At 63.8% G+C, this 26,565-nt stretch carries 24 protein-coding genes; 12 read left to right on the top strand and 12 right to left on the bottom strand.

From position 1 onward, the window contains the following. Positions 1-99 precede the first annotated feature (99 nt). The 3 genes from QEH68_RS12925 to QEH68_RS12935 all read left to right on the top strand — a co-directional run bounded on the left by QEH68_RS12925 (position 100) and on the right by QEH68_RS12935 (position 2,160). The gene (locus QEH68_RS12925) at positions 100-678 is read left to right on the top strand and encodes a DM13 domain-containing protein (RefSeq protein WP_280623051.1); all 579 of its coding nucleotides are present in this window, start codon (positions 100-102) and stop codon (positions 676-678) included. Positions 679-778: 100 nt separating this feature from the next. Beyond that, positions 779-1,657, top strand: coding sequence for a fumarylacetoacetate hydrolase family protein (locus QEH68_RS12930; protein WP_280623052.1), 879 nt, complete (start codon positions 779-781; stop codon positions 1,655-1,657). A 17-nt stretch (positions 1,658-1,674) separates the two neighbouring features. Then, positions 1,675-2,160, top strand: coding sequence for a GtrA family protein (locus QEH68_RS12935; RefSeq protein ID WP_280623053.1), 486 nt, complete (start codon positions 1,675-1,677; stop codon positions 2,158-2,160). Positions 2,161-2,193: 33 nt separating this feature from the next. Here QEH68_RS12935 and QEH68_RS12940 read toward each other — a convergent pair whose 3' ends face one another. From QEH68_RS12940 to QEH68_RS12965, 6 genes are all read right to left on the bottom strand, one after another. Next, complete coding sequence (locus QEH68_RS12940) at positions 2,194-3,360, bottom strand: cysteine desulfurase family protein (protein ID WP_280623055.1); 1,167 nt, start codon at positions 3,358-3,360, stop codon at positions 2,194-2,196. Between the two features lie 7 nt (positions 3,361-3,367). Further along, positions 3,368-4,240 (bottom strand): carboxylating nicotinate-nucleotide diphosphorylase, encoded by an 873-nt coding sequence (nadC, locus tag QEH68_RS12945; RefSeq protein ID WP_207593853.1) that lies wholly within the window; start codon positions 4,238-4,240, stop codon positions 3,368-3,370. Next, positions 4,233-6,011: an FAD-binding protein gene (locus tag QEH68_RS12950; protein WP_280623056.1), complete on the bottom strand. Its 1,779-nt coding sequence runs from the start codon at positions 6,009-6,011 to the stop codon at positions 4,233-4,235. Before QEH68_RS12950 ends, nadC begins: the two co-directional genes overlap by 8 nt. Before the next feature lie 42 nt (positions 6,012-6,053). Next, positions 6,054-7,361 carry a quinolinate synthase NadA gene (nadA, locus tag QEH68_RS12955; protein WP_207593855.1) on the bottom strand — a complete coding sequence of 436 codons (1,308 nt, stop codon included), beginning with the start codon at positions 7,359-7,361 and terminating at the stop codon, positions 6,054-6,056. Continuing rightward, entirely contained in the window at positions 7,358-8,077 is a 720-nt protein-coding gene (locus QEH68_RS12960) for an NUDIX domain-containing protein (RefSeq protein ID WP_280623057.1), read from the bottom strand. The genes nadA and QEH68_RS12960 overlap by 4 nt, the downstream gene beginning before the upstream one ends. Positions 8,078-8,189: 112 nt before the next feature. Beyond that, entirely contained in the window at positions 8,190-8,663 is a 474-nt protein-coding gene (locus tag QEH68_RS12965; RefSeq protein WP_207593857.1) for an Lrp/AsnC ligand binding domain-containing protein, read from the bottom strand. A gap of 174 nt (positions 8,664-8,837) precedes the next feature. On the opposite strand from QEH68_RS12965, the gene QEH68_RS12970 reads away from it, so the two are divergent. From QEH68_RS12970 to QEH68_RS12990, 5 genes are all read left to right on the top strand, one after another. After that, positions 8,838-10,223 (top strand): amino acid permease, encoded by a 1,386-nt coding sequence (locus QEH68_RS12970; protein WP_280623058.1) that lies wholly within the window; start codon positions 8,838-8,840, stop codon positions 10,221-10,223. Between the two features lie 138 nt (positions 10,224-10,361). Next, positions 10,362-11,414, top strand: a complete 1,053-nt coding sequence (locus QEH68_RS12975; protein ID WP_280623059.1) for a thiamine pyrophosphate-dependent enzyme — start codon at positions 10,362-10,364, stop codon at positions 11,412-11,414. Further along, positions 11,407-12,477 (top strand): alpha-ketoacid dehydrogenase subunit beta, encoded by a 1,071-nt coding sequence (locus QEH68_RS12980; RefSeq protein WP_280623060.1) that lies wholly within the window; start codon positions 11,407-11,409, stop codon positions 12,475-12,477. The genes QEH68_RS12975 and QEH68_RS12980 overlap by 8 nt, the downstream gene beginning before the upstream one ends. Beyond that, complete coding sequence (locus QEH68_RS12985; protein ID WP_017200407.1) at positions 12,470-12,799, top strand: biotin/lipoyl-containing protein; 330 nt, start codon at positions 12,470-12,472, stop codon at positions 12,797-12,799. The genes QEH68_RS12980 and QEH68_RS12985 overlap by 8 nt, the downstream gene beginning before the upstream one ends. A gap of 4 nt (positions 12,800-12,803) precedes the next feature. Next, entirely contained in the window at positions 12,804-13,631 is an 828-nt protein-coding gene (locus tag QEH68_RS12990; protein WP_207593861.1) for an alpha/beta fold hydrolase, read from the top strand. 37 nt (positions 13,632-13,668) lie between these two features. Here QEH68_RS12990 and QEH68_RS12995 read toward each other — a convergent pair whose 3' ends face one another. Further along, positions 13,669-14,082 (bottom strand): MarR family transcriptional regulator, encoded by a 414-nt coding sequence (locus QEH68_RS12995; protein ID WP_207593862.1) that lies wholly within the window; start codon positions 14,080-14,082, stop codon positions 13,669-13,671. 86 nt (positions 14,083-14,168) lie between these two features. Here QEH68_RS12995 and QEH68_RS13000 point away from each other — a divergent pair, with 86 nt between their 5' ends. After that, on the top strand, positions 14,169-14,837 hold the full coding sequence (locus QEH68_RS13000; protein WP_280628011.1) for a phosphoribosyltransferase family protein: 669 nt from the start codon (positions 14,169-14,171) through the stop codon (positions 14,835-14,837). Between the two features lie 72 nt (positions 14,838-14,909). On the opposite strand, the gene QEH68_RS13005 is transcribed toward QEH68_RS13000, so the two are convergent. Then, the gene (locus QEH68_RS13005) at positions 14,910-16,244 is read right to left on the bottom strand and encodes an MFS transporter (protein WP_172326041.1); all 1,335 of its coding nucleotides are present in this window, start codon (positions 16,242-16,244) and stop codon (positions 14,910-14,912) included. Positions 16,245-16,384: 140 nt separating this feature from the next. Between QEH68_RS13005 and QEH68_RS13010 the strand changes: the two genes are divergently transcribed. Together QEH68_RS13010 and QEH68_RS13015 are read left to right on the top strand one after the other, a co-directional pair. Then, a complete protein-coding gene (locus QEH68_RS13010) occupies positions 16,385-17,122 on the top strand; it encodes a helix-turn-helix domain-containing protein (protein WP_280623061.1) in 738 nt (245 codons plus the stop codon). A 141-nt stretch (positions 17,123-17,263) separates the two neighbouring features. Then, positions 17,264-18,064, top strand: coding sequence for a MoaF C-terminal domain-containing protein (locus QEH68_RS13015; RefSeq protein ID WP_280623062.1), 801 nt, complete (start codon positions 17,264-17,266; stop codon positions 18,062-18,064). A gap of 85 nt (positions 18,065-18,149) precedes the next feature. Here the strand turns inward: QEH68_RS13015 and QEH68_RS13020 are convergent, their stop codons facing one another. Continuing rightward, positions 18,150-19,625, bottom strand: coding sequence for an APC family permease (locus tag QEH68_RS13020; RefSeq protein ID WP_280623063.1), 1,476 nt, complete (start codon positions 19,623-19,625; stop codon positions 18,150-18,152). Positions 19,626-19,860: 235 nt separating this feature from the next. Between QEH68_RS13020 and QEH68_RS13025 the strand changes: the two genes are divergently transcribed. Continuing rightward, positions 19,861-20,838 carry a helix-turn-helix domain-containing protein gene (locus QEH68_RS13025; protein ID WP_280623064.1) on the top strand — a complete coding sequence of 326 codons (978 nt, stop codon included), beginning with the start codon at positions 19,861-19,863 and terminating at the stop codon, positions 20,836-20,838. 3 nt (positions 20,839-20,841) lie between these two features. On the opposite strand, the gene QEH68_RS13030 is transcribed toward QEH68_RS13025, so the two are convergent. From QEH68_RS13030 to QEH68_RS13040, 3 genes are all read right to left on the bottom strand, one after another. Continuing rightward, on the bottom strand, positions 20,842-22,203 hold the full coding sequence (locus QEH68_RS13030; protein ID WP_280623065.1) for an MFS transporter: 1,362 nt from the start codon (positions 22,201-22,203) through the stop codon (positions 20,842-20,844). Between the two features lie 104 nt (positions 22,204-22,307). Next, entirely contained in the window at positions 22,308-25,337 is a 3,030-nt protein-coding gene (locus QEH68_RS13035; protein WP_280623066.1) for an SMC family ATPase, read from the bottom strand. Next, positions 25,334-26,506 (bottom strand): exonuclease SbcCD subunit D, encoded by a 1,173-nt coding sequence (locus QEH68_RS13040; protein ID WP_280623067.1) that lies wholly within the window; start codon positions 26,504-26,506, stop codon positions 25,334-25,336. Before QEH68_RS13040 ends, QEH68_RS13035 begins: the two co-directional genes overlap by 4 nt. Positions 26,507-26,565 lie beyond the last annotated feature (59 nt).

Here is a 26,565-nt window from a genome sequence, read left to right on the forward strand (position 1 = left end):
CGCCCAGGTTCCTCCGGGGAACGGCCCAGGCAACAGCACGTCACCGTACCGTAAGCTATGAAGCCCCCGCTCCGATGACGTGAAGCCTAGCCTTGAGCTATGAACCGATGGCGGAGTTTCATACGGGACCACAGGACCCTTGCTGCGATGGTCGGAGTGCTGATCCTGTCAGTGGTGGTGGTAGCGGCTGCGCTCTTCCAACCGTGGCGGCTGTTCACCAGCAGCAGCGTCAATGAGGCGCTGCCGGTGGTGGGTGTGTCCACGGGTCAACCGTCGGCTGGCGGGACGGCGAGCGCGCCGCCAAGCCAGGCCGTGCCAAGCCAGGCTCCACCCAGCGGCCCGGCAGTGGTTGGCGGCGGCATTTTCCAATCCCAGGAACATCAAACCACCGGCACGGCGCAGCTGTTGATGCTCCCCGACGGCAGCCATCTGCTCCGCCTCGAGAATTTGGCAAGCAGTGACGGGCCTGACGTCAAGGTCTGGCTCAGCAGCCAGGAGGCCGGCGGAGACTGGTTCAAATACCGCTCGGGACGCTATGTGGACCTTGGCCCCATCAAGGCCACGCACGGCAACCAAAACTATGTTGTTCCGGCTGGCACCGACATCACGGGGCTGACGTCCGTGGTGCTTTGGTGCGATCGGTTCAGTGTTGCTTTCGGATCGGCCCCGCTCGCCTGAGGCGTTGCGGGGCCTGCCCTGCGCGCCAAGACTCTGCCACAGGACGTAAAGCGGGCCCCACAACGCGAGGCATCAGGCAGGGAGGACGTAGGATGTCATCATGACCATGCCTGCCCCCCGCCGCATAGCCCGTGTCCGCCCCACCCCCGTTCCGACCGTCGCCGGCCAACCCTTGGCTCGCCAGTACCCCGACGAGCACTTCTTTGTGGCCAACGACGCCCCGGATTTCACTTCGGTGGAAGGCACCAGGTGGACTGTGGTGGAGTCCCCTTTCCCGGCGTCGAGGGCCAATGCCAACAGCCCTGCCAGGAAAGGGTGGGAGCTGGGCGCCGTGGTGAGCCAGGATGCTTTTACTTTCCTCGCGCCTTCAGTGCCTGTGAACGTCTTTGGCATGGCACACAACACCGGGCAGCCGGGACGTGACCTGCCGCCCCAGGCTTTCCACAAGGCGGCATCGAGCGTGATCGGCCCGGGGGAAGCCATCCAGCTGGACTCCGGCGTGGGCTACGTCGACCCGGAAGCGGAACTGACGGTCGTCGTCGGGCGCCCTGCGCGGGGCCTGACGCTGGAAACAGCCCGGTCAGCGATTCTTGGCTACACCATCGGCAACGACGTATCGGCCCGGGACCTGCAAAAGACCGACGAGCTCTGGATCAGTGCCAAGAGCCAGGACACGTTTACGCCGGCGGGGCCTTGGATGGTCACCGATCTTGACGACTCGAACCTGGAGATCGGGATCGTGCACAACGGCAATGAACTCAAGACCGCCAGTTCTGCTGATCTGGGCTGGAAGGTGGACGAGATCCTGGTCTACCTGAGCTCTTTCATGACCCTCCAGCCCGGCGACCTGGTGCTGACAGGGTTCCCCGCAGAGTGCGCCCGCATTCAACCCGGCGACACTGTGGTGTGCCGGATTGAAGGAATCGGCGAGCTCCGGAACCCCGTCAACAGCGCATCCTGGGAGGACCAGCCCGCTTGATGTGTCAGGCTTAAGCCATGGAGACAGCTGCGGACGCCACTGAGCTGCGCCCGTCTCCCCCACAGCAACCACCCCGCACACGGCACCGCGGAGTCCTCAGATACCCCGTCGTGCGGCAACTGGCCCGCTTCGCCGGAGTCGGAGTGGTGTGCACGGCAAGCTCGCTGGCCATTTACGCGTTGTTGCGTCCATGGATTGACCCTCAGCTGGCCAACGCCGTGGCACTGATTGTGACGTCCCTGATGAATACTGCGCTGAACCGCCGGCTCACGTTCAAGATCACGGGAAAGAACAAACGCACCCGGGACCACCTCAGTGGCGTCATAGTGATCGCCATTGCCTTGGTCATCACGGGAGGCAGCCTGGGCGTCCTGCACCTCATCAGGCCGGAAGCCACAGTCACCGAAGAATTGTGGACTACTACGTTGTCCGGCTTCGTGGCCACAGCGGTTCGGTTTACCCTGCTGAGGCACTGGATTTTCCGGCGCGCCCGGCACGTGTAACCCGTCGTACTGCGGCAACCGGCCACAGTGCAGCTATCCCGCTTGCGGGGATGCCAGGTTCCGGACGCGTCCGACGGCGGTTTCCACGGCGTCGGCGGCCTGCTCCAGTTCTGTTTCGGTGACAGTCGAGGTGAAGCTGAAGCGCACGGCCGTCTGTGCCGTTTCAGGTGCGATGCCCAGGGCCACCAAGACAGGTGACGGAGCATCGGATCCCGCAGCGCAGGCCGAGCCGCTGGAACACACTACGCCAAGGCGCTCAAGCTCCAGCAACACCGATTCTCCACTGGTGCCCGGGAAACAGAAGGACGCCACCGATGGCAACCGCTGCAGCCGGTGGCCAGTGACCACAGTGCCCGCGACACCAGCCCGGATCCGTTCAATGAACTGATCCCTCAAGCCTGAGACTCGAGCGGACTGCTCTGGTTGCTCCGCGCTGGCCAACGACAACGCGGTGGCCAATGCCACGGCGCCAGCCACGTTCTCCGTACCCGAGCGCTTACCCCGTTCCTGGCCCCCACCGTGAACCAAGGGCTCCACCCGGAGCCGCCCTTTGGTGAAAAGCACACCGGATCCTTTGGGGGCACCAAGTTTGTGTCCGGACATGCTCAGGGCATCCACCCCGAGCGCCTTGACGTCCAAGGTCAACCACCCGGCAGCCTGGACGGCATCGGTGTGGAAGGGGACGCCGTGTTCCCGCGCCACTGCTGCCAGGGCTGGAATCGGCTGGACCGTTCCGATCTCGTTGTTCGCGTACATGATGCTGACCAATGCCGTTTCGGGCCGCACCACGGCCCTCAGCCCCTCAACCGACACCAGGCCCTCAGCGTCCACCGGCAGCACATCCACGATGAAGCCGTGCACCCGCTCCAAGTACCTCGCCGATTCCTCCACTGCAGGATGTTCGATCGCGCTGATGACCACCCTGTTCAGTGTCGGATCAGCCGACCGCCGGGCCAGCGCGATGCCTTTGACGGCCAGGTTGTCTGCCTCAGTGCCTCCGGAAGTGAAAGTGACCTCCCCCGCACGGCAATTGAGGATCTTCGCGACGCCGGCACGCGCCCCGGCGAGCGCTGCTGCTGCCGCTTCACCCAGGGTGTGGTGGCTGGAGGGGTTGCCGAACTCACCGCTCAAGTACGGCCACATGGCCTCAAGTGCCTCGCGGCGTACGGGGGTGGTGGCTGCGGCGTCGAGGAAGATCATGGGACCGTCAGGCTGTCTCTAGGACAACGTCGAGGCCGAGATCGAGGGCGCTCACGCTGTGGGTCAGGCCCCCAATGGAGATCACGTCCACGCCGGCCGCGGCTATTTCGGTGACGGTGGTGACATTGACGTTGCCGCTGGCTTCCACCATGGCCCTGCCGTCCACCTGCTTGACCCCGGCCCTGAGTTCCTCGATGGAGAAGTTGTCCAGCATGATGGTGTCCACGCCGGCCGCCAGCACGGGTTCGATCTGCTCAGCGCGGTCCACTTCAACTTCGAAGTGCGTGGTGTGGCCCAGCTGGGCTTTGGCAGCAACCAACAGCTCAGTGAGCTTGGTGGAGTCGCCGCCGGTCATGACGGCCAGGTGGTTGTCCTTGGCCAGCACGGCATCGGACAGGCTGTAGCGGTGGTTCGCTCCCCCACCACAGCGCACAGCGTAGCGTTCAAGGACCCTCAGGCCGGGCGTGGTCTTACGGGTGTCCGTAATCCTGGCGCGGGTACCTTCCACGAGCCGGACAAATTCGGCGGTCTTCGTAGCAATGGCACTCATCCGCTGCACCAGGTTGAGCCCAACGCGTTCAGCGAGGAGCACGGAGCGGGCGCTGCCGCTGACCCGCGCAAGGTGCGTGCCGGCGTCGAACGCTTCACCATCGGCGAGCAGCAGTTCCACGTCGGTATCAGGGTCCACAAGCTTCATGGCATCGCGGAACACGGTTCCGCCGCTGAAGACACCGGGAACCCGCGCGTTCAGCACGGCGGTTGCCCGGGCGTCAGCGGGGATCAGCAACTGGGAGGTAATGTCCCCGCTGGGTGCGTCCTCCGCGAATGCCCGCTCCAGGATGTCCCGGACAGGGGCTGCGGGGAGGGTCAGGTTAGTCATGGACGAGGCTCACTTTCCGGCTCATGGTGTAACGCTTGTCAAAATCGTCGACGGCGGCTGGTTCCCCCACGCTGTCGCTGCGGTAATGCGCCCCCAAGGACTCCCGCCGTTCCCGGGCCGCCCGCACGAGCAACTGGGCAGCCAGCAGAAGGTTGGAGTCCTCATGTTCCCGGACATCGAATGAATCAGGAACATCCAAGGGCAGAACCTCACCCTCCCAAGACCCAAGAGTTTCCGCGGCCTCAGCCAACAACTGACCATCACGCAACACGCCCGCTTTGGCTGTCATGAGGAGCCGCAGCGCATGGCGTGAGAACCCACTGGAGGAGGCAGGGTGGGCGAACGGATGACCCTCCAACAATTCCAGCGGTGCCGGAGGCCTCGACAGCGCCGTTGTCGCGTGAGCGCCCGAACCGGCCGCCGAGCTTGCGAGGCGATCGCCGGTTCGAGGCGCGAGCGCAGGCGCCAAGGGGCCGGCGGTGCCGTCAGGCGACTCACCAGAGAGAAAAACGTCAACAGCCCGCCGCCCAAACACCAGCCCCTCAAGCAGGGAGTTACTTGCCAAGCGATTGGCCCCTTGCACACCGGTACAAGCCACTTCGCCTGCAGCCAAGAGCCCAGGAACAGAGGTGCGGCCGTAGAGGTCGGTCACCACCCCACCCATCCAGTAGTGGGCCGCCGGCGCCACGGGGACCAGTTCCCGGGTCCAGTCGACGCCTGCTTGGCGGGTCCTCTTGCTGAGGGTGGGGAAGCGCTTGGCCAGGAAGCCGCTGCCCCTCTGCTCTTCGATCACGGTGGCGTCGAGGAACACATGGCCGTTGGGATCGCCGAGTTTTGCCAGATGCAGGGCGATGCTGCGGGAGACGACGTCCCGGGGTGCGAGTTCGGCGTCCGGGTGGTAGCCGGGCATGAACCGGTGACCCTGGGCGTCCACGAGGACGGCACCTTCCCCGCGGACGGCCTCGGAAATCAGCAGGGGGTCGTTGTTGCCTTCCACCTCCCGGGCTTCGGCCGGAAGGACCATGCAGGTGGGGTGGAACTGGAAGAATTCAAGGTCGGCTACGGCCGCGCCGACGCGCCAGGCGAGCGCCAGGCCATCCGCTGTGGCGACGGAGGGGTTGGTGGTCTGGGCGAAAAGTTGTCCGGCGCCCCCGGTGGCCAGCAACACGGAGTCGCCATGGACGCCGAGGTGGCGCCCTTCGTGGAGGAAATTGGCCCCCACCACACGGCCACCATGCTGTCCGCCCAGCGAGAGCGACGTGACGTGGGCGTGCCCGATGACCTGGATCTTGCCGGCTGCCTGAAAGTCCAGGACAGTGCGGATCAGTGCGGCCGCCACCCCGGCGCCGGTGGCATCGCCGCCGGCGTGCAGGATCCGTGGAGCGGAGTGGGCGGCTTCAAGACCCAAGGCGGGGTCGCCGTCGTCGTCAAGGTCGAACTCGACGCCGAACCGCCCCAGCCCGGCGATGTCCAGCCGCGCCTCGGTGCACAACACCCGCACTGCCTCTTCATTGCAGTGCCCAGCACCGGCTGTGAGGGTATCGGCAATGTGGGCGGCAACAGTGTCTCCGGGAGCAGGCTCGTCCAGCACAGCCGAGATGCCACCTTGGGCGTAGTAGGTGTTGCTGTCTGCAAGGGCTCCCTTGGTCAGCAACACCACTTCCGCCCCGGCTTCCGCGGCCAGCAGGGCTGAGTACAGTCCTGCGATGCCGCTTCCGACGACGATCAGCCGCTGGGGCCCGGGGCCGCGAGCAAGGCTCTCTGTAGTCATATGGGGCTCGATTCGGCTAGTCCGTTGGGGTATGCCCGACCGTTAGGCAGGCTTGGCTGCCAGCATGCGCTCCAGCGCAATCTTGGCGTTGTCCTGCACGGAGTCGTCCACGGTAATGCGGTTGACCACTCGTCCTTCCACCAGCTCCTCAAGGACCCAGGCGAGGTAGCCCGGGTGGATGCGGTACATGGTGGAGCACGGGCAGATGACCGGATCCAGGCAGAAGATGGTGTGCTGCGGGTTTTCCGCAGCGAGCCGGTTCACCATGTTGATCTCGGTGCCGATGGCGAAAGTGGTGGGTTCCGTGGCAGCTGCTATGGCCTTCTTGATGAAGTCCGTGGATCCGGCGGAGTCGGCTGCGTCCACTACCTCCATAGGGCATTCGGGGTGGACGATCACGTTGACGCCGGGGAAGTCCTGGCGGGCTTTTTCGATCTGGCCCACGTTGAAGCGCTTGTGGACCGAGCAGAAGCCATGCCACAGGATCACCCTGGAGTCGAGCAGTTGCTGTTCATCGTTGCCGCCCAGTTCCTTACGCGGGTTCCACATGGGCATCTGTTCCAGCGGGACTCCAAGCGCCTTGGCAGTGTTGCGGCCCAGGTGCTGGTCGGGGAAGAACAGGACGCGCTGACCACGCTCGAAGGCCCATTCAAGGACCACCTTGGCGTTGGAGGAGGTGCAGACGATGCCACCGTTGCGGCCACAGAAAGCCTTCAGCGCAGCAGAAGAGTTCATGTAGGTGACGGGGATGACCGGCACGCGGCCTGATGCGTCCGGCTCGGTGCCGAAGATCTCCTCCAGCTGTTCCCAGCACTCCTCCACGGAGTCTTCGTCCGCCATATCGGCCATGGAGCAACCCGCTGCGAGGTTGGGCAGGATGACAGCTTGCTCCGGCGTGGAAAGGATGTCGGCGGTTTCCGCCATGAAGTGCACGCCGCAGAAGATGATGGCTTCGGCGTCCGGCCTGGTGAGGGCCGCATTGGCAAGCTGGAAGGAATCGCCGACGAAGTCGGCATACTGAATGACCTCATCGCGCTGGTAGAAGTGCCCCAGGATGACGGCGCGGTCCCCGAGTGTTGCCTTGGCGGCCCGAATCCGGGCGTCCAGTTCGGCGTCGGAGGCTTTTTTGTACTCCTCCGGCAACTGGCCCTGGCGTGGCGTGGCCTTGGGGGCGACGTCGCTGCTGGAGGCACCGGGCCCATACGCGGGCTCGCCGGCGAGGGCTTCGGCAAGGTCGTATTCCCATGGGCCCCTGGCCAAGGCCGGGCTGCACGTGGACCCTGCGCGGGAAAGTCCCTTCTCGGCTTCCTCGCGAGTGATCAGCTGGACGGCAGTGTTGACGCTGCTCATGGTGTACTCCTGTTATCTGGCCCGAGGCCGGGCGTGCCGGTGAAGCGGTAGAGGCGGGGTGGGCGGTGTTTGCCGCCTTGAAGGTATTCACCGGTTTCTTCGATTTCCGGTGTTGCCTTGACGTGTCGGCGGAAGTTTGCGGGATCGAGCTGACGGTCCAGAACGGCCTCATAGACTTCGCGGACCTGGGCGAGGGTAAAGAATTCGCCCAGCAGGTGGTAGGCGATGGACCCATAGGCCATCTTGTTGCGGAGCCGCCATAAGGCGTAGTCCACGATTGCGTTGTGATCGAAGGCGAGTTCACCGAGCCGGTCGGCCCGGAACCACCGCACATTCTCTGACTCGTCGGCCAAAGCAGCTTCGGTGGGTTGCACCAAAGCCCAGTACACGATGGAGACAACACGCTGGGTGGGCGACCTGTGAAGACCACCGAAAGCGTAAAGCTGCTCAAGGTACTGCGGGGTCAGCCCGGTGGTCTCACGGAGGTTTCGCGACGCCGCGTCCTGGAGGGACTCGTCGTGGGCCAACGGGCCGCCCGGGAGGGCCCACATGTCCTTGTAGGGCTCGCGGATGCGCCGGACCAACGGCAGCCACAGCGTAGGGCGGCCGGACTTCTCGCTGGGGCGAAGGGCGAAAATCACCGTAGAAATAGCCAACGACGGCGGTGCAAGCCGCCTTTCGGCGACGTTCGCTGAGTTGGTGTTCACGGCGTTCACCTCGCTTCATCGCCGCCTGGAGCGCTCCACCAGTAACTTGGAGAACTAGTTAAAGTCATGTTGACTAGAACTAATGGTACGACTCAACAGGCGCTTGGCAAAATGCCTGACGTCACACTGTCTTGGCTGCTGCCTCCATCAGCGGCAGGGTGCGGCCTTGGATGTGACTGTTGAGCACGATGACCGACGAACACCGGACCACCGACTTTGTGGCGATCATGGCATCAAGGACGCGCTGCATGTCCGGGTTGGAACGTGCCGCAATCCGCACCATGAGGTCCGAGTTCCCCGTGACGGTATGGACCTCGATGATCTCGGGAATGGCGCTTAGGCTTTCAATGATGGCGTCGTGGCCGATCTCCTGGGTGATGGTGACCGAACAGAACGCCACTACCGGAAAACCAAAATTGGCCGGGTCGGGCTGCGGTACCCACGAGCCGATGACCCCGTTCTCAATCATTCGATCAATCCGGGACTGCACGGTAGCCCTGGCAACCCTGAGCACGCGGGAGGCCTCCAGCACGGAAGATCGCGGTGAATCCGTGAAGAAACGTACAATTTTTGCATCAAGCGCATCGACCAGCATCAAAGTTCCTGTCCCCGGGGATCCATACCCATCACATCGCCACAGCAAAAAGTGATGTATCTTACAAACTGCGAGAATTATTCCACGGCTCTTGCTGCGTCGTCGACGCCCGCGTGCCAAGCCCATGAGGCCCACACGCCAAACCAGCATGCAATCCATAGAAGGTAGACACGTATGACAACGAAGTCCATCGCGGCTCCTGCCCCAACATCCGGCCTCGGCCATTCGCTCAAACCGCGCCAGCTCACCATGATGGGGCTCGGCAGTGCGATCGGAGCAGGCCTCTTCCTCGGCTCGGGCGCCGGGGTCCAAGCTGCAGGTCCGGCCGTGCTCATTTCCTACCTCGTCGCCGGCACGCTGATCATCCTGGTCATGTGGGCCCTCGGTGAGATGGCGGCTGCCAACCCCAACAGCGGCGCGTTCTCCGTGTACGCAGAGAAGGCCATGGGCAAGACCGCCGGCGGAACCATCGGCTGGCTGTGGTGGCTCCAACTGGTGGTGGTCATTGCCGCAGAAGCCATCGGCGCGGCCGGACTGTTGTTCTCGATCTGGCCCGTGATTCCCGTATGGATCCTCGCCCTGGTGTTCATGGTGGTCTTCACCGGCATCAACCTCGTGGGCGTCCGCAACTTCGGTGAGTTCGAGTTCTGGTTCGCCATCCTCAAGGTCGCCGCTATCGTCATCTTCCTGCTGATCGGCGCAGCCCTGCTCTTCGGATGGCTGCCGAACGTCCCCTCCCCCGGGCTCTCGACCTTCGGCGACTTTGCCCCCAACGGCATCGGTGGCATTGCTGCAGCACTGTTCGTCGTGATCTTCGCCTTCGGCGGAACCGAAATCGTCAGCGTTGCTGCCGCCGAAACCGAGAACCCCGCCCACAGCGTGGGCAAAGCCATTCGCACCGTGGTCTGGCGCATCCTGGTCTTCTACATTGGCTCCGTCTTTGTCATCGCAGCTGTTCTCCCGGTCGGTTCGGACGGACTGAAGTCTCCGTTCGCCGGAGTCCTGGACCTGGCCGGCATCCCGGGCGCCGGCGCTGCCATCACCCTGGTGGCCGTCGTCGCCTTGCTCTCTGCACTGAACGCCAACCTGTACGGCGCTTCCCGGATGATCTTCTCCCTCTCCGAACGCGGGGAAGCTCCCCGGTTCCTGTCCCGCCTGAGCGCTTCCAAGGTTCCGGTCGCCGCCGTCGGAATTTCCGTCGCTTTTGGCTTCATCGCAACGGTCCTGGAACTGCTGTTCCCCGAGAAAATCCTGCCCGCGCTGCTGAACCTCGTGGGCTCGACCTGCCTGGTGGTCTGGGGCACCGCCTTGGTGTCGCAGCTCATCCTGCGCCGCAGGGCTGACAGGGAAGGCACAGAACTGCCGCTGCGCATGAAGGGCTTCCCCGTACTCACCATCATTGGCCTCATCCTGCTCGGCATCATTCTGGTGGTGGGCTTCGCCAACCCGGAAAGTGCCGGACAACTGATCGGAACGTTCATCCTGATCCTGGTCATCGCCGCCGGCTGCTTCATCAACGCCAAGTCCAAGGCCGCCAAGCAGCCCACACTCGTGGAGTAAACCGACTGTTCATCACCATCAAGAAGCCCTGCACAGTTTGTACTATGCAGGGCTTCTTTATGTACCCAAATTGTGCAAAGTGTTTCCTATCAGCTGTGCTGTTTGCGCACAGCTCTACTGGGTGACTAGGGTCACAGCATGACGACCAAATCTGTGCTGGCCGCCGTCGATGACGACGCGGCCCCGCTCACCCACCATCAACTCCGTGAGCTGTACACGCTGATGGCAGCAGTCCGGCACCTGGACACCTCAGCCGTGGCCTGGCAGCGCCAAGGCATCATTCCCGGTTATGCCCCCGGGCTCGGCCAGGAAGCCGCGCAGGTAGGCAGCGGCTACGCCGTGGACCGGACCCGCGATTTTGTGTTCCCCACCTACCGCGAAATGGGCGTAGCCCGGGCCATGGGCCTGGACATGGTGGGCTACATGGCCACCCACAAAGCCACCTGGCATGGCGGCATGTACAACCCCTTGGAGTCCAGGTTCGCTCCCATCCAGGCTGTCGTGGCAGGCTCCGTCCTGCATGCTGTGGGATGGGCGCACGGCCAAACCCTCGCCGGCAACGCAGAGGGTGACCTGGGCGTCGCCATGACGTACTTCGGCGACGGCGCCTCCTCACAGGGTGACGTCCACGAAGCCATGAACTTCGCCGCCGTCATGAAGGCCCCCGTAGTGTTCTTCATCCAGAACAACGGCTGGGCCATCTCAGTCCCCACGGAACGCCAGGTGGCCGGCGGCTCCGTCGCGGCGCGCGCGGCCGGATACGGCATTCCGTCCCTGCAGGTGGACGGCAACGACGTGGTGGCTGTCTTCGAAGCGACCCGTTCTGCCTTCGCGCACTGCCGGGCAGGAAAGGGCCCCGTTGTGATTGAAGCCATGACCTACCGGCGCGGCCCTCATTCCACCGCTGATGACCCGGGACGGTACCGCACGCTGGAGGAAGAACGCCTGGACGCCGGCGAAGATCCGCTGGAGCGGTTCAAACAGCGGCTGCTCACGGACGGCGTGGCCGACGAGGCCTTCTTCGCGGACGCGCAGCGATTGGCCGCAGAAGAAGAAGAGGCCGTCCGGGCGGGCATAGCGGACCTGGGTCCAAGGCCCGGCGCCGAAATGTTCAGCCTGGTCTTCCAGGAACCAACGCCAGCCCTTCAATCCCAGGCCACCGCGTGGCGCGAGGAGTCAGAACATGCCTGAGACCATCACCGATCTGCGACTAAAAGACAACAGCACGGAAACGGCTGCAGCCGGCGTACAGCAAGTGTCCATGCAGCAGGCGCTGAACCGTGCACTGGATGAGATCCTGGCCGAGAACCCCAAGGCCGTCATCTTTGGCGAGGACTGCGGACGGTTGGGCGGCGTGTTCCGCATCACCGATGGGCTGCAGGCCAAGCACGGCGAAGCACGCGTCTTCGACACTCCCTTGGCTGAGTCCGGCATCCTGGGCATGTCGGTTGGCCTCGCCATGGCCGGCTTCCACCCCATCCCCGAGGTCCAGTTCGATGGCTTCGCCTACCCGGCCATCAACCAGATCGTGTGCCAGATCGCCCGGATGAACTACCGGAGCCGTGGGACCCTGCCGATGCCCATCACGCTGCGCGTCCCCAGCTTCGGTGGCATCCGCGCACCCGAGCACCATGGTGAAAGCCTGGAAGCCCTGTTCGCCCATGTACCCGGCCTCAAGGTGGTCTCCCCTTCCACCCCGCACGACGCGTACCACTTGCTCAAGTACGCTGCCACGCGTCCGGACCCGGTGATCTTCATGGAGCCGAAATCCCGTTACTGGCAAAAAGGGCCTGTGGACGTCACCAACCCCACCCCAGGCACAGCAGCGCACGTCGACGGCGGCCTCACCGGCGCCCGCGTGGCCAGGGAGGGCCGGCACCTGACACTCATAGCGTGGGGTGCCATGGTTTCGCGGTGCCTGCAGGTTGCTGAACTGGCAGCAGAGGACGGCATCGACGTCGAGGTCCTGGACCTGCGCTGGTTGAAACCGATTGACGCCGAAGCACTGGCGCGGTCCGTCGGGAAGACACGGCGCGCCGTCGTCGTTCATGAAGCGCCACTGACTTCCGGCCTCGGCGCAGAAGTTGCCCAGCTCATCACGCAGAGCTGTTTCGCAACACTCAAGGCGCCGGTGGAACGGGTCACCGGCTTCGACGTCCCCTACCCCTCCGGCGACCTCGAAGACGAGCACATTCCGAACATCAATCGCATCCTCTTTGGGATCCAACGCGTACTGGAGTACCGCCGTGGCTGAAATTTCCTTCCCGCTTCCCGATTTGGGCGAAGGCCTCATCGAAGCGACCGTGCTGGACTGGCTGGTGGAACCGGGCCAGCAGGTGGAACGCAACCAGCCCATCGTGGAGCTGGAAACCACCAAGTCCGCCCTCGAATTACCCAGCCCACAGGCGGGTAAAGTGGTGCGTATTCACGGTGCGCCAGGTGACACGATCAACGTTGGCGAACCGCTGATCGTGTTCGAGGTCCCGGACGACACCGCCGGGATCGTGGGCACTGTTCCGAAGGACGAAGCACCCAAGCGCCGGGTCCGCCTGAGCGCCGTACTCGATGAGGACTGACACCATGACCGGCAGGCACACCGTGGAACAGCAGCGGCACACAGTGGAGGGCACCGATCCCGGACTGTTCGTCGAAGTCCATGAGCCGGCTGCCGATGCCGGGCTGCGGCCTGTCCTGTTGATCCACGGTTTCTCCTCGTCCAGCAAACTCAACTGGCAGGACAGCGGCTGGATCACCACGCTCCAGGACGCCGGCCGCCGGGTCATCACCGTGGACTTGCCGGGCCATGGGCGGAGCCACTCCCCCGAGGACCTGGACTCCTACACGCCCAGCCGCATCCGCGCGGATCTCCTCCAAATCGTCACCGACGCCGGAGCGCGGCCGTTGCGCGATGGCGACCCTTCAACGGGACTGGATGTGATCGGATACTCGCTGGGCTCGCGGCTTGCGTGGGAATTCGGAGCCACCCAGCCAGACCTGGTGCACAGGATCGTCCTGGGCGGACCAAGCTCCGCCGATCCCTTGGCAGCTTTCGACCTCGTTGCCGCACAACGCTACCTGGCCGACGGCACACCCATCGAGGACTCCTCCACGGCCGGACTGTTGAAGATGGCGCAGATGCTGCCCAGCAACAACCTGTTCGCCATGTTGTCCCTCATTGAGGCCATCAAGGGAGAACCTTTCGATCCCGCCGAGGCTGCCCCGCACATGCCCCTGTTGCTGGTTGCCGGCGAGAGGGACGAGCGCGCGGCGAGCATGCCGGAACTGGCCTCCATTGCCGGCAAGCGTGGCGGCATGGTGGAAACCTTGGTCATTCCCGGACGGACGCATACGAATGTCATCACCAGCCGGGCCTTCAAGGACGCTGCGCTGGAGTTCCTTGGCGTCTAGTGCTGCAGCCCGCGGCGGCTGGTCCGGCTGACAGCAGTCAGCGGGCCAGCCGCTCCGCGTTAAGGCTCATGCGCTCCAGTACGCTGAGGGCCATTGCGTACTCGTCAATGCCAATCCCCATGGACAGGTCCTGCCGCGCTGCTTCCACCAACCGCTGGGCTTCGTGGTATTTTTCCCGTCCCCGGTCACTCAGGACCAGCCGGTCATCGACCATGGTGATCATCCCCCGACCAACCAGTGCCGCGAGTTCCCTCTCCCGCATCCGGATATCGTTACCCCACAACGGGTGCAGGGATTCCTCCAGTTGGTCCGGAAGCATGGCGCCCTCGGACAGGACACTGAGGGTCTGCCATTGACGGCGGCTGAGCTTAATCCTGGCCAGGATGCTGTCCAGTTGGGCTTCCAGCGCGGCATCCAGCCTCTTGATCCAATATCCGATGGGCTTGTTCACAAGCCCATGCTTTCAGCGGAGACCCTGCCGGGCAAGGTCTGGACGGTAGGCTTGGAACTGCAACGGATTTCGTGGAAGTGGAGCAGATGGGCATGCGTTTCAAGGACCGCGCGGAAGCCGGTCGACGCCTGGCTGAAGCCCTCCCCCAGCTAAGGGAGCAGCCGGACACCATCGTGTTGGGCCTTGCCCGCGGTGGAGTTCCCGTGGCCGCAGCAGCAGCAGCAGAGCTGTACCTGCCTTTCGGCGCTGTCCTGGTACGCAAGCTCGGCATCCCGGGCCGCGACGAAACCGCCTTCGGTGCCTTGGCCTGGTCGCAGGGGGATGTCCTCCGTATCGTCAACAAACCGTTGAGGGAACTCATCCTCACCCACGGAATCTCCCAGTCCGCGCTTGATGCTGTGGAAGCCCATGAACGCGCCGAGCTTCTCCGGCGGGCGCAGGAATACCCTGGCACTGGCCACGACCTTCGCGGAAAGACTGTGGTCCTGGCCGATGACGGACTCGCCACAGGTGCAACCATGCGGGCGGCTGTGGAAGCGGTTCGTTCTGCAGGGGCGCGCACTGTCATAGCCGCAGTGCCGGTTGCATCGCTGGAGGCCTCTACGTCGTTGGCGCGGGTGTGTGACGCGGTGATAGTCCTTCACACGCCCGGTAAATTCCATGCTGTCGGCGCTTTCTATGAGCGGTTCGAACAACTCTCCGACCCTGATGTGGTGGGCCAGTTGGCAGGTGCTGCCGCTGGCGGCCGCAAGTAGCCGGCGTCGCACCTCACGCAAAAGCGGGTGCGGTCCGCTATGGACCGCACCCGCTTTTTCTTGTTGCAGCTTCTAGTGGTGAACGCTGTAACCCAGCGGCCGTCCACGGGTTTCCTTGGCGAGGATCACGCCAATTGCAGAGATGACGCACAGAACCATGATGTAGATGCCCACCGAGCCGGACCATTTGGTGGTGTCCAGGAGTGCCTGGGCGATGAGCGGGGCAAAGGCACCACCCAGGATGGCCCCCAGTGCGTATCCAATGGAGATTCCGGAGTAGCGGACCTGGGCCGGGAACATTTCTGCGTACATGGCGGACATCGGACCGTAGGACAGTCCCAAGCCGATGGTCAGGACGAACAAAGCGGTTCCGTAGAGCACGATGTCCTTGGAATCGATCAGCACGAACATGGGGATCATCCAGGCAAAGACCAAACCATAACCGATCAAGAACGTCTTGACGCGTCCGATCTTGTCCGACAACCAACCGCCCACCATGGTGAAGATCAGCCAGCCGAACGAGGCGATGGTGGTGGCAAGCAGGACCTGCGGAGTGGGCATCTTCAATGTACGCGTGGCGTAGGAGATGAAGAAGGCGATCAGCAGATACCCGGCGGCATTGTTGGCGATGAAGATCAACGCAGCAAGGAGAACTTCCTTTTTGTTCTTGCGGAAGAGTTCGCCCAAGGGCGCCTTGCTTTCGGCCTTGCGCTGGGCGATTTCCTTGAAGACAGGGCTTTCACCCACGGCCCGGCGGATGAGGTAGCCCACCACAATCAGGACCACCGACAACAGGAATGGCACGCGCCATCCCCATGAGGCGAAATCTTCCTTGGACATTCCCGACTGGAGCAGGAACAACAGGCCGGTGGCCAGGATCATGCCGATGGGAACACCGATCTGTGGGTAGGCGCCGAAGAGCCCGCGCTTCTTGAGCGGCGCATGCTCCACAGCCATGAGTGCAGCACCGCCCCACTCACCACCGGCGGAGAACCCTTGGACTACGCGCAAGGTAATCAGCAGGATGGGAGCCCAGACGCCGATGGTTGCGTAGGTGGGCAGCATGCCGATCAGCGCAGTAGCTGCACCCATCATGACCAGCGTCATGACCAGGACGGCCTTGCGGCCCATCCTGTCGCCGAGGTGCCCGGCAACGAAAGCCCCCAGGGGACGGAAGAGGAAGCTGATGCCGATCGTGGCGAAGGACAAAAGCTGGGCGACTCCCGGGTTGGACTTCTCCAAAGGAGAGAGGAACAGCGGCGCCAGAAGGGTCGCCGTGAGCTGGGCGAAGATAAAGAAGTCGTACCACTCAATGGTGGTGCCCACCAGTGTCCCGGCCAGAACCCGGCGCTCTTCGCGCTTGCTGCTGGGTCCTGACGGAGAGTCGACAGTGGAAGTTGCGGTCATTGGAACTCCATGGGGGTGAGGGTGACTGGTCGGTGCTTGACTTGCATTAACCGACAGAACGGTCAGTTAGGAAAGAATACTACAGTCTGTGACCCAAAGCACAGCCCCCTGGAAGTTCGCGCCAACATAGGATGGGTCGCATGAATCCCCGCAGCGATGTCCACCCTCCAACGGAAGCGGCGATACCAGCTCCGCCGTCTCAAACCCTCTCCCGGGGAATCCGCGCCCTCGAGATCCTCGCTGCGGCAGACAAGCCGCTCAGTATTGCCGAACTCACCGAAGCTCTGGGCGTTCACCGCTCCGTGGCCTACAGAATCCTCCGGACGCTGGAAGACCATTCCCTGCTGGTACGCGACGACTCAGGACGGCTGCAGCCCGGACCCGGATTGGCCGTCCTGGCCAGCGGCGTCTCACGGAACCTTCAAACCGCGGCACTGCCCGAACTGACCCAACTCGCCAACGCCTTTCACATGACAGCCTTCGTCGCCGTATGGGACCACCAGGAATGCGTCACCCTGGTCACCGTTGAGCCACGACACTCAGGCGCTGCGCTCGCCCAACACCCCGGAAGCCGCCATCCGGTCAGCACAGGAGCTCCCGGAATAGCCATCCAATCCACCATGACCGAGGAACGCTGGCAGCAAGTCGGCTCAGGGAACCCCTACCGCCCCGAAGCCCATGAGGCGCGCCGACTCGGCTACGCCACCAGCCATGACGAGGTCATCGCCGGCCTGTCCTCCATCGCCGCCCCCATCCAGGTTCCGGGTGGACGGCCGGCCGCGATCGCCGTCGTCTACATCCGGCTCGATCAGGACGCCGACGCCGTCGGTAAAGCGCTCGCAGCCAGTGCGGCCCGGATAGAAAGCCAGCTGGCCTGAACTTTTCCCCAGGGCTGAACCTTTCTTTGCAGGTCAAGTGACGTGCCCCACAGCACAAGACGATGGCCGCGACGAAGCGAATACTCGAAAGAAGGACCGGACACGCCGTCCGGTCCTTCATTCGAGTCCAAGAAGGAACCCATGAGCCTGAATCTCCTCGACACCTCCAACTGGCTGCCACTGGACGGACTGGCCCCCGGCTTCGACGCCTACAAGGCACCCACAGTGCAGGACCTGGCAGGAAAACAGTTCTCCGTCCGCAATGACGGCGGCCCCATGACGTTCAGCTTCGACGACGAAGAGGTCCAATGGGCTGCGGCCGGCCACTCAGGAACCGCCCCTTATGAGGCCTTCCTCGTAGCCGAGGGCCTGTTCTACGCCCAATGGCAGAGTCAGGACGCTCCCGATCTCGCCGTTTCCCTGGTCCTGGACCTGCTGCATGGCAGGGCGCTCTACATTGGCGCCGCACTCGGCAGGGCAACAGCCTCCAGCGTCGCCGTCCACCACGATTTCCGCCCAGGAACGCTCGACGGACACGACACCACGGGGGCGGCAATCTCAGAAAGCAACGCCCTCATTGGTCGCCGCGTTGAATGGGCGTACAGCGAATCCCACGCTTATGAGCACATCTACCTCAGCCCCACTTGGTACACATGGCAGTGCCTGGCCGGACCGGAGCGCGGATTGGCAGACACGGATTCCAACACCGTGCTACAGATCCGCCCGGGAATTTTTGTGTTCACCTGGCGCGAGAAAGTCATACCGTGCGGCTCGGTCACCATCGCCGACCACCGCGATCCCCACGCCATCAGGTCCCACGGCAGCCTCTTCGGGTGGGACGAGGCAGGCACGGAACCCGTGCACTTCACCTTCGGCGCCCGCGGACGCCTGATCAGCATCAGCCGCCACAGCCCGGAACTCGACCCTGCTGCGGAGATGTAGCCCACCGGAACAGAACATCAACGGAAGACACGGAAGCCCCGGCGAGAGGAACACTCGCCGGGGCTTCCGTAAGTTTCGCCGGGATTCAGTCCTCGGCGCCGTGGCCAATCCGGGCGTACAGTGCCGGCTGCGAGCGCCGCAGGCGCAAGCCCCAGATGACACCAACAACTCCGGGCAGCAACACCAGCATCGGAAGGACAAACGTAGCGGCCGTGGACTCGGCCTGTCCCAGCAAGACGTTGAAGTTGGTCATGATGAGCACGAAGACGATGGACAGAAGCACGAACCCCAGCCCAGGAGCGATCACCCTGACCCACAAGCTTGCCCCGTGCTGCTGCCGGCGGAAGAAGCCGATCACAGCCACCGACACTACGGTCATCAGCAGGACGAGGCCCATCGCGCCGCTGTTGGTGAGCCAGGTGAACATGGTCAAGACGGGGTACAGCCCGCCCAGTTCGGACCCTGCGCCGGCAATGGCGAAAGCGATGGTCACGACGACGGCAATCACCGTCTGCGCCAGCGAACCGGCGAAGGGCGCCCCGCTTTCTGTCCGCACCTTGGCCAGCACCGGCGGCAGGACACGCTCGCGGCCGAGGGAGAAGAAATAGCGGGCTACTGCGTTGTGGAAGCTGACGAGTGCTGCGAAGAGGCTGGTCACGAAGAGGACCTGGGCGATGTCGCTGAGCAGTACGCCTCCGTTGGCACCAAGGAACGCGAACATCATGTCCGGCCCGCTGGCCGCCGCTGATTCGACCACAGCAGAGGGGCCGGCGCCCACGGTCATGGCCCAGGCTGATACGGCGTAGAACACTGCGATGATTCCCACGGCTGCGAACGTCGCCCTGGCAACGGTGCGCTTGGGGTCCTTGGATTCCTCACCGTAAATGGCAGCGGACTCGAAGCCCATGAAGGCAGCGATACCGAAGGACAGGACTGCTCCGATCCCGGGAACGAACAGGCTTTCGGGGCTGAACGTTGCTGCACTCATGCCTTCGGGGGCCACAGCAAGGCTGATGACGTCATACACAATGACCACCAGGAACTCCAAGGCCACCAGAACGCCAAGCACCTTGGCGGACAGGTCTACCCGGTTGACTCCCAGCCACCCAACAATGGCGATGCAGACCAGCACAGGGATCCACCAAGGAACACTGATGCCAAGCCGCGCAGACAGGAGCGAGGACACGGTGAAACCGAACAAGCCATAGATACCCACTTGCATGAGGTTGTAAGCCATGAGGGCCATCAGTGATGCTCCCACGCCGGCCGGCCTTGAGATGCCCTGCGCAATGTAGGCGTAGAACGCCCCAGCGTTGGTGACGTACCGGCTCATGGCGGCATACCCCACAGCGAAAAGCGCCAAAATTCCACCCAGAATCAGGAAAGACAGTGGCACCCCGGTGACACCGGTGACCGCGAAAGTGGTGGTGACGCCGCCTGCGAGCACGGTCAGCGGCGCCGAGGCCGCGATGATCATGAAAGTTACTGCTGGTACGCCGAGCCGCCTTTTGGTGCCTACGGCTCCGGCCGCCCTGCCCTTGACGGGGTTGTCCACGCTCATAGTGTGCTCCTGCCTCGGTGCCGCGGGAGAATGCGCGGCACGATGTCTGTCATTCCGCAATCTTCCACCGCAGAAGCATGGCGTGACTTGTCTCACACGGCAGGGTGTTTGTCGGTCCACGCATGCACGGTCCCGGCCTGGTCCCCGGTGTAGAATCGTGGGCAAGCTCACGTCCGCCCAACCGACATTCCCGCCCCAGTGGCAGCGGCGCCGCGGGCCACTGAAAGGGAGTTTGATGACCGTCGCGGCTGATACGGGCCCCGCAACCGTGGAAACCATCGTGGCGGAGTCGTTCCAGGAGTGGAGCAAGGCAATCTCCACCTCATTCGTGCCCTTGTTGGCAACGGGTCCCACCAATTCGTCCTTCCAAGGCTCAGCCTTCCACGGCACTATGCGTGCACGCGTGCTGGGGCAGATCTCCGTGGTGGAGGTTACCGCCGGACCCCACACCGTCCAGCGCACACCCGAGCTGATTGCCAGGTCCACGGGCCGCTTCTTCAAACTCAGCATCCAGCTCGCTGGATCGGGCCGCCTGGTTCAGGACGAACGCGAGGCCGTGCTGCACCCTGGTGATCTCTCCATTTATGACACCTCCCGCCCTTATCAATTGACGTTCGACGACGACTTCCGCACCTTGGTGCTGATGTTCCCGCACGTTTTGCTGGACCTGCCGGCCGAGGCCATGGGCCATGTCACTGCCTTGCGCATTCCGGGCGATGAGGGCCTAGGCCAACTCATCAGCCCCTTCCTGGTAAGACTGGCCGACAATCTTGAAGCCCTGTCGGGCACCAATGGTCTCCGGCTGGTGCATAACGCGCTGGACCTCGTGACCACACTCTTCAATGGCGAGCTTGACCAGCTGATCGAGACCGGACGGGATCCGCATCTGCTGCTGCTGGGGCGTATCCACGACTACATCGAGGCGAACCTCGGTGATCCCGAACTCTCGCCCGGAACCATTGCCGCTGCCCATTACATCTCGACCCGGCACTTGCACGATCTCTTCCAGGAAATCGGTACCACCGTGGCCTCTTCCATCCGGCAACGGCGGCTCGAACGGTGCCGGCGCGACCTGAGGGACCCTGTGCTGACCGATCGCCCCGTCACCGCCATCGCAGCACGGTGGGGGTTTACCGACGCCGCCCATTTCAGCCGCATCTTCCGGGCAGCCTTCGGGAACTCCCCCACCGGCTACCGCAACGAGGCCGTGTAGCAACTACGACTGAGGCCGGCGCTTCATCACCAGGGACGTCACAACGCCCAGCAGCAGCAGGCCAGCCGCGGCGGCCATGGAAACGACGAAGGCTGCACCCGGCCCCTGCGTCTCGGCCAGTTGCCCAGCCAGGTACGCGCCCAGTGCCGTACCAGCGACAATTCCGCTGGCGAGGGCTGTCATGACCGTTGCCATACGGCCGGCCGGTGCCACGACGCCGCCAATGCTGAAGACCGTGACCATCACAGGCCCCACCGGAATACCCAAAATCAGCAAGACAAAGACCATCGGCCAAATACCGCCGGGCAAGAGCAGCAAAAGCGACAAGGCCGACATCGCCAGCGCGGCCGCAACCCAGCGGGAGGCCAGGCTGAACCGCTGTGGCCAGAACGCGACCGACAACGCAGCCACCGCAGAGCTCAAGCCCATCACCGCGTAGAGGATCCCCGCGATTTCGGCGGTGGCGTACTGGGCAGAGAATGCACTCAACGCATTTTGCGTCGCCCCAAAGAAGGTACCCATGCAGACCATTGCCAGCACAGGTACGGCAACCACAGCACCGGCCCAACGATTGCGGCGCTGCGGACCAGCCTGCGCGGGCTGCTCCTCGGAAGGCACGACGCCGGAAGCCGCCTTGCGAGGCGCTGGAACCACAGCATGCTGGCTGGGGTGGACGGCGAAAGCCGGCACCAACGTGATGGTCATGACCGCAGCCAGGGCAAGCGGCAACCATGGGGCCACCATGCTGGCCAGGACACCCACCAGCGCCGGGCCAAGGACAAAGGTGACCTCGTCCGCGGTGCCCTCGTAGGACAGCGCGGTATCGAGGTCTGCGCGGTTTGCTGCCACGCTCCTGCTGCCGTTGGCTGCCGAGGGGGCAAGGTTCCGGGTAGTCAAAGCCATCCACCGCACCCGGGCCATCGGGCCGACTTGCGGGCAGCTGGCACCGGCAAGGAATGACGCGATGAGGACACCGACAGCGTCGCTTGCGGAACCGTAGGCCGGCGTCAGGTAGGCCGCCGCAAGAAGTCCGGCGACCGCCAAAGCGTTCATGACAGCGGCGACCAGGAGCACGATCCGCTGCCCTGCGCGGTCGGCCAGGGAGCCGAGGACAGGGGCACCCAGGGCCGAACCAATGCCTACAGCTCCGGCAGCCATGCCACCGATGGCGTAGGACTGGCTGACGGCCGTGACGAGGGTGAGGGTTCCGACGGTGAGCATGGCCAGCGGAAGGCGGGCGAAGAGGCCCAAGGGCAGGAACCCGGGCCCTGCAAGTTCCGGGAGCCGCGCAAAACGGCCGGGCAGGCGGGAGGGGCGTGATGGTGCAGAAGACAGAGGCTGGGAAGCCACAGAAGATTTTTCCATTAATCCGGGTTCGCTAAAGGATGCGCATCGTCCCTCCTCCCGATGCGCGCGACCCGGTGTAACGGGTTAAGTCTATCGGATATGTTCCCAGCAGGAACTATGGCCTAGGCAGGAACCAATTCGGCGATTCGCACGGTGGATCCGTGGCGGCCCTTTACCACCTGCACCTGGCTGGTGATCCGTTGTTTCATCTCGGCAACATGGCTGACCAAGCCAACTACCCTGCCGCCGTCGCGCAGTCCTTCCAGAGCATCCATCACTTGCTCCAGTGCTTGCTCGTCGAGACTTCCAAAACCCTCGTCGACGAACAGTGTCTCGATGTCCACGCCACCAGCCTCTTGCTGGACAACATCGGCCAGGCCAAGCGCCAGGGACAACGAGGCCATGAAGGATTCGCCACCGGACAAGGTGGAGGTATCCCGGCGCTGGCCGGTCCACTCGTCCACCACTTCCAGCCCCAGCCCCGACTTTGCACCCCGCGCTGCCTTGGCATCCGTATGCTGCAAGGTATAGCGGCCATCACTCATGGCAACGAGCCGCTCGGAGGCGGCTATGGCTACCTGTTCCAGCCGGCCGGCCAAAACGTACGTGTTCAGGCTCATCCGGTAACTGTTATCACCGGATCCCCTCACGGTGTCCGCCAACTCTGCCAGAAGCCGTGCCTTGTTCCGCGGCTCCTTGCCGGCGTCAGCGAGTTCAATGTAGGCCTTCCGAAAACGAGACACAGCTTCGGACGACTTTCCAGCCAGGCCCGCAGCCAGAGCTGCGGCACGGGCCTTGTCCGCAGCATCCGCTGCCAGCAGTTTTACCCCGGCAAGTTCGGTATCCGGCAGCGGAAGCTCGCCAATACTCACTTCCTTGGCTGCCAGAACCAGGTCCTCGCCGGCAAACAGTTCATCGAGGCGGGAAGATTCAGCGTCGAAATCGGCCAGGTCCTTCTCAAGACCTACAACATCGGCGGGCGGCAGGAGTTCACGACGCGCTTCTTCGGCAGATCCGAATCCGGATTCCGGCAGGACCCGGCCGAGAGAGGCGATGGCATCTTCCTGTGCCTGCACGGCACTATCGACGTTGCGTTCGGCATCAGTTGCTGACTGCAGCAGTGTGCGCTCGGCGGACAAGGCGTCCAACCTTTCACGCAGGCTCGGAAAGCCGCCCCTCAAACCAGCCAGTTCCTTCTCCAGGTCAGCATGCTGTTCCTCCAGCAGGGACACCTCCGAAGACGCCTGGGCTGCATTGGCCAGGGACCCGGACAGTTCTTCCTCCACGAGGTCGATGCGTTGGGCAAGGGATTGCTGCCGGCTGCGCAGCGTCTCCAAGGACGCTGCTGCCTTGCGGGCCGCAGAGAGAGCCTGCTGGGCATCCGCACGCTTGGACTCAGCCTCAGCCGCATCCGCAGACCCTCCTTGGGCCTTCAGCCCGGCGAGAACCTGGGCCGCCTCGGAGACTTGCCCTGCGAGCTCTCCCACGGCTCTCTCAGTGGCGTCGAAACGCTCCTTCAGCTCTTCCTCTTCCTGGGCAAGGGAGAGGGCTGATCGTACTGCGGCAGCTGGATTCGGGTGGTCTTCGCTGCCACACACCGCACACGGTACGCCGTCTTCCAAGGCCGCAGCCAGTTCCCCAGCTGCATTGGCGAGGCGCAGCTCCCGGATGTCGAGCCACTGCTGGCGGACGTCCTGCGACGCCGACCGTGCTTGGAGATGCTTTCCGGTGATGTCCTCCAGGTCATCGGCGGCAGCCGCATACCGACCCACGATCCCTACCAACTCGGTGGCCGCGGCAGCCTCCCTTTCAAGCTCCGACAGCTTCTCAGCAACGGGTTCCAGGGGCCCGATGTGCGACTCCACTGTGGCAACCTCTTCACGGAGCTTTTCCAACGCGGAGCGCGCCGCTTCCGATGCTGCGGCATGTTCAGCCGACTCGGCGCGTTTGGCCACCATGCGTGTTGCCAATCCGTCCAATCGCTGCTCATCGGGAAGACGGGCCTCCAGCACAGCGCAGCTTGCCTTGACGACCTCCAGGGAAGCGGTGGGGTTCACAGGGTTCACGCCTGCTTCGTCCATTGTCGAGCGAATCCCGGCTGCGAGGGCTGTAGCGGCCTGGAGCTTGCGCGCTGCGGCATCAACGGCTTCCAGTTGGCCGCTGAGCACGGCGGCGCGGCGATGCCGGCTGAGCCTCTCCCTGTTCTCATGTGCACGGGGGGCAGCCAACTCCAGCAGGATCCGCCGCTGCATTGCGGCGCCAAGACGCCCGTGACGCAACGCTTTCTCCTGGGCTTCCTGGAATTTCCCGGCGAGTCGGGCCGCCGCGGACTCCGCTTCCGTGGCCTCGTCCTGACGACGCTGCCACACGGCAACTACCTCGGCTTCCGCCTCGGCAAGCCATTCCTCGGGCTCTTGTCCTGCCGTGATGGTGGCCGCGGTGCCTGCTGAATCCCCTGGTGCGGCTTGGTGATCGTCCAGTTGTTGACGCTCCGCGGCAACCCTGTCCAGCAGCATGGTCAGTTCCGCCGTATTCTCCTGCACTGCGCCGGCCGCGACGGCAGCTTGCTGGGCGAGGTGGCGTTCGACGGATTCGAAACGTTGCGTGCCGAAGAGTTTCTGCAGGAGTTCCAGGCGGTCGCTTGCCTTGGATCTGAGGAAGGCGGCAAAGTCACCCTGTGGCAGCATAACCACCCTTGTGAATTGCTCCCGGTCCATTCCCAGGACGTCGGAAAGTTCAGCTCCTACCTCGTCATTCCTGGAGGACTTCTCTTCCCAGGTTCCATTCACCCGTTCCCGGAGGAGGGTCTTGGCCTGCTGCGTGGTGAAGCCATTGCGCCCACGGGCACTGGGACGATCCCATGCGGGCGAGCGCGTCACTTCGAAACGACGTCCCCGGGCAGAGAACTCGCACACCACACGTGGTTCAGCACCGGGCGCCGCGTGATCGCTGCGGAGTCGTTTGCCTTCCTGACGGGCGCCTGGAACGGACCCGTACAGGGCAAAGCAGATGGCATCCAGGATGCTGGTCTTCCCGGCCCCGGTGGCGCCGTTGAGGAGGAACAATCCCTGCGCACTGAGTTGGTCGAAGTCGATGTGCTGGGGCGTGGCGAACGGGCCAAACGCTTCGATATCCAAGCGGTGGATTCTCACAGCTCCGCCTCTTCCAACCGGACAGCTTCAAGGGCCTCTTTCAATGCGGCTTCTTCTGCATCTCCGGAACCGCGGCCCCGGACATGTTCCAGGAAGCCGCAGCAAACGTCGAGGTCATCTTCGGCCTCGGCGAGCCGGCTGCTGTAGCTCGTCCCGGCCCGGGACTCACCGCCTTCGGGGTCGAAGGCAAGGACCAGTGTGTCGGGGAAGCGGCTGCGCACCCTGTCCATCGCCTGGGCAGGCCGCACGGCATCCGTCAACGTGATCTGGCAGTAGGCACCTTCCGCCCAGGCATGTTCCCCGGATGCCAGCAGTTCCTCCAGCGGGCCGCGCAGCATGGCCAGTGGTTTGGGCGACCCCCACAGGACCTCTTCGACTCCGACGGCGCCGCCTGGGCCGATGTCCACGAGCCAGGCACCCTTATGGTGCTTGGCTTCGGAGAAGGAATAGGCCAGCGGCGAGCCGGAGTAGCGGACGTTGGGAGCCAGCTCCTGGCGCCCGTGGAGGTGGCCCAATGCGGTGTAGGCGAAGTCCTCGAAGAGATCCAACGGCACGGCTCCCAGTCCACCGATACTGAGGTCTCTCTCACTGTCCGAGGAAATGCCTCCGCTGGCGAAAGTGTGCGCAAGGACTACTGGGTAAACAGGTCCGGCTTCCCGACGGTGCCCGACATCGCGCCGAATCCGTTCCACAGCCGCCAAAGTGACGTCGAAGTGGTTGGCGGTATCGACGCCCATGCGCTCGGCCACCAGCCGGGGCTCAAGATAGGGAATGCCGTAGATGGCGACATCCCCATGGCTGCGGTCCGATCCCAGCGGAAAAACCACAGGTTCGTCCAGGTCCTCCACCCGGGTCCGTAAGTGCACTCCCCCGCGCTCCAACAGCCGGGAGGCAAAGCCCAGCCGGATGGCGGAGTCGTGGTTGCCGCTGGTCAAGACAACGGCGGCGCCTGCCTGGGTGATCCGGACAAGCGCATCATCGAGGAGTTTCACCACGTCCAAACCCGGCAAAGCGCGGTCATACACGTCGCCGGCTATCAGGACGACGTCAACGGACCTGGCTTCGACAACCGATACCAACTGGTCCACGAAATCGCGCTGGGCTTCGAGCATGCCTACGCCGTGAAATGATCGGCCAAGGTGCCAATCCGAAGTGTGAAGTAACCGCATATTCCCAAGTTAACCGGGTGTACCGACAATAAAGCGCAGGCAAGCCGACCGCCGTCGAT

Origin of the sequence: Paenarthrobacter sp. OM7, from assembly GCF_029873575.1 — a bacterium.
Taxonomy (GTDB): Bacteria; Actinomycetota; Actinomycetes; order Actinomycetales; family Micrococcaceae; genus Arthrobacter.

What these genes read in the sequence shown, in the direction of transcription:
- nadA (WP_207593855.1), bottom strand. Translation starts at nt 7,361, where the DNA reads ATGAGCAGCGTCAACACTGCCGTCCAGCTGATCACTCGCGAGGAAGCC.
- QEH68_RS12980 (WP_280623060.1), top strand. Translation starts at nt 11,407, where the DNA reads ATGCCTGAGACCATCACCGATCTGCGACTAAAAGACAACAGCACGGAA.
- QEH68_RS12965 (WP_207593857.1), bottom strand. Translation starts at nt 8,663, where the DNA reads ATGCTGGTCGATGCGCTTGATGCAAAAATTGTACGTTTCTTCACGGAT.
- nadC (WP_207593853.1), bottom strand. Translation starts at nt 4,240, where the DNA reads ATGACTAACCTGACCCTCCCCGCAGCCCCTGTCCGGGACATCCTGGAG.
- QEH68_RS13015 (WP_280623062.1), top strand. Translation starts at nt 17,264, where the DNA reads ATGAGCCTGAATCTCCTCGACACCTCCAACTGGCTGCCACTGGACGGA.
- QEH68_RS13000 (WP_280628011.1), top strand. Translation starts at nt 14,169, where the DNA reads ATGGGCATGCGTTTCAAGGACCGCGCGGAAGCCGGTCGACGCCTGGCT.
- QEH68_RS12950 (WP_280623056.1), bottom strand. Translation starts at nt 6,011, where the DNA reads ATGACTACAGAGAGCCTTGCTCGCGGCCCCGGGCCCCAGCGGCTGATC.
- QEH68_RS12925 (WP_280623051.1), top strand. Translation starts at nt 100, where the DNA reads ATGAACCGATGGCGGAGTTTCATACGGGACCACAGGACCCTTGCTGCG.
- QEH68_RS13010 (WP_280623061.1), top strand. Translation starts at nt 16,385, where the DNA reads ATGAATCCCCGCAGCGATGTCCACCCTCCAACGGAAGCGGCGATACCA.
- QEH68_RS12940 (WP_280623055.1), bottom strand. Translation starts at nt 3,360, where the DNA reads ATGATCTTCCTCGACGCCGCAGCCACCACCCCCGTACGCCGCGAGGCA.
- QEH68_RS12970 (WP_280623058.1), top strand. Translation starts at nt 8,838, where the DNA reads ATGACAACGAAGTCCATCGCGGCTCCTGCCCCAACATCCGGCCTCGGC.
- QEH68_RS12930 (WP_280623052.1), top strand. Translation starts at nt 779, where the DNA reads ATGACCATGCCTGCCCCCCGCCGCATAGCCCGTGTCCGCCCCACCCCC.
- QEH68_RS12990 (WP_207593861.1), top strand. Translation starts at nt 12,804, where the DNA reads ATGACCGGCAGGCACACCGTGGAACAGCAGCGGCACACAGTGGAGGGC.
- QEH68_RS12975 (WP_280623059.1), top strand. Translation starts at nt 10,362, where the DNA reads ATGACGACCAAATCTGTGCTGGCCGCCGTCGATGACGACGCGGCCCCG.
- QEH68_RS13005 (WP_172326041.1), bottom strand. Translation starts at nt 16,244, where the DNA reads ATGACCGCAACTTCCACTGTCGACTCTCCGTCAGGACCCAGCAGCAAG.
- QEH68_RS13020 (WP_280623063.1), bottom strand. Translation starts at nt 19,625, where the DNA reads ATGAGCGTGGACAACCCCGTCAAGGGCAGGGCGGCCGGAGCCGTAGGC.
- QEH68_RS13040 (WP_280623067.1), bottom strand. Translation starts at nt 26,506, where the DNA reads ATGCGGTTACTTCACACTTCGGATTGGCACCTTGGCCGATCATTTCAC.
- QEH68_RS12935 (WP_280623053.1), top strand. Translation starts at nt 1,675, where the DNA reads ATGGAGACAGCTGCGGACGCCACTGAGCTGCGCCCGTCTCCCCCACAG.
- QEH68_RS13030 (WP_280623065.1), bottom strand. Translation starts at nt 22,203, where the DNA reads ATGGAAAAATCTTCTGTGGCTTCCCAGCCTCTGTCTTCTGCACCATCA.
- QEH68_RS13025 (WP_280623064.1), top strand. Translation starts at nt 19,861, where the DNA reads ATGACCGTCGCGGCTGATACGGGCCCCGCAACCGTGGAAACCATCGTG.